Origin of the sequence: Microcoleus sp. LAD1_D3, from assembly GCF_036702135.1 — a bacterium.
Classification (GTDB): Bacteria; Cyanobacteriota; Cyanobacteriia; order Cyanobacteriales; family Microcoleaceae; genus Microcoleus.
This window is the reverse complement of record NZ_JAUBSB010000154.1, coordinates 1-1,848: the sequence shown is the minus strand read 5'-3', so window position 1 is coordinate 1,848 and position 1,848 is coordinate 1. Positions and strand designations below refer to the sequence as shown.

The following is a 1,848-nucleotide window of genomic DNA, read 5'->3' as shown; positions in this document are numbered from 1 at the left end:
GTTTTTGGCTGGCATTTTTGTAAAAATTGACTAAACTTAATTTTTATTATACCCTATTTAAAGGTACAACAGCTTAGAGCTATTATCCTCTATCCTTTACATAAAAGCACTACCAGTCAATTATTTCAACTTACTTACTTAGGGCTTGCTGAATAATCGATCGGATTTTATGTGGCATGGGCTAAGAACTGGTGCGAGCGAGAGTCAGGTGCAAGAAAAACAGGTAAAATAGATCAAAACCCGTGCATCACCATCTGCGATCGTGTACAGAAAAGCTGAGCTTGCTCCCCTCACACCCTTGGACTTTGAACTAACCAACGGATCTAAATTGTCCCCAGACAACCGTTGGGTAAAAATGGCCCAACTAATCCCAGGCGTCAGAATTTGAGTCAGAATATGCTGAAAACTTCCCCACAGAAATGGGTGCACCAGCCAAATCCTTTCGGATGGCATTGGGAGCATTAATTATTAAAGAAAAACTCTTAATTAGCGATCGGGAAACAGTCGAACAAATCCGCGAAAATCCCTATCTACAATACTTCATCGGTCAATTAAGCTACAGTAACGAGCTGCCATTTGACCCATCACTATTAGTTCACTTTCGACAACGGATTAGTGGGAATTTAATTAACAAAGTGAACGAAGGAATCGCCTGTGAAAATACAAGAACCCGCCGCAGGCAAACCCGAAAAAAAAAGGATTCGGACGCCAAAAATGAGTCACAAAATCGAGGAAAGTTGCTCGTAGATGTGACCTGCGCCCCCGCCGATATTACCTATCCGACCGACTTAGGACTATTAAACCTTGCCAGAGTTCACACCGAAAAAATTATAGATATTCTCTATAAATCTCTAAAAAACAAAGCAAAAAAAAAGCCAAGAACCTACCGGAATCTAGCGAGAAAAGACTACTTAGCAGTAGCCAAACAAAGACGACCCACCCAAAACAAAAAAAGACAAGCAATTAAAAAACAACTCCAATATATAAAAAGAAATTTAGCTCATATTGGACAGCTAATAGAGTCAGGTGCGACTTTAAAAAGTCTGAATAAAAAGCAATATAAAACCCTGCTAGTCCTCACAGAAGTCTATCGCCAACAGCAATGGTTATTTGATAACAATAAACAGAGTATTGAGCAGAGAATAGTAAGTTTAAGCCAACCCCATATCCGTCCCATAGTCAGAGGAAAAGCCGGGAAAAAAGTAGAGTTTGGAGCTAAACTATCAGCCAGTTGCTTTGAAGGATATGTATTTTTAGACCGAATGAGCTGGGATAGTTTCAACGAATCAGGAGACTTAAAAGCACAAGTAGAAGCATATCATAGGTTCACCGGATATTATCCAGAGTCAGTTCATGCCGATCGTATTTATCGTACAAGAGAAAACCGAGCATGGTGTAAAGAAAAAGGTATTAGAATCAGCGGTCCGCCCTTGGGAAGACCCCCAGCAACAGTCAGTAAAGAAAAAAAGAAGCAAGCCTTGTCAGATGAGAGAATTAGAAATGCAATTGAGGGTAAATTTGGACAAGGTAAACGAAGATTCAGTCTGAATAGAGTGATGGCAAAACTTGATAATACTTCTGAAACAGTTATTGCTATTACTTTTTTAGTAATGAACCTTTCTACCTGGTTGCGCCAGGTTTTTTGTGTGTTTTTATGTCGTTCGGGCAAAACCACCCCTGTTTTTAGATTGAAGATAATCTCCAATTATAGTGGGAGGAAATTAACGCCTGAAAAACTTATCTTAAATCGAGCTTGAATAATTGATCGCTCCCTGGGGGGGTGACAAAGAGAGCTAAGAGCTAGACCTAATCTGAGTTACAGCCCTCATCCCCCGTTGATAAAAGTGG

At 40.0% G+C, this 1,848-nt stretch carries 1 protein-coding gene; it reads left to right on the top strand.

Annotation, left to right across the window (positions count from 1 at the left end):
* Positions 1–262 precede the first annotated feature (262 nt).
* A protein-coding gene (locus tag QUA74_RS29700) for an IS5 family transposase (protein ID WP_333336349.1) occupies positions 263–1,757 on the top strand; the annotation gives its coding sequence in 2 pieces (ribosomal slippage) (positions 263–376 and positions 378–1,757; 1,494 coding nt in all).
* Positions 1,758–1,848: the final 91 nt, after the last annotated feature.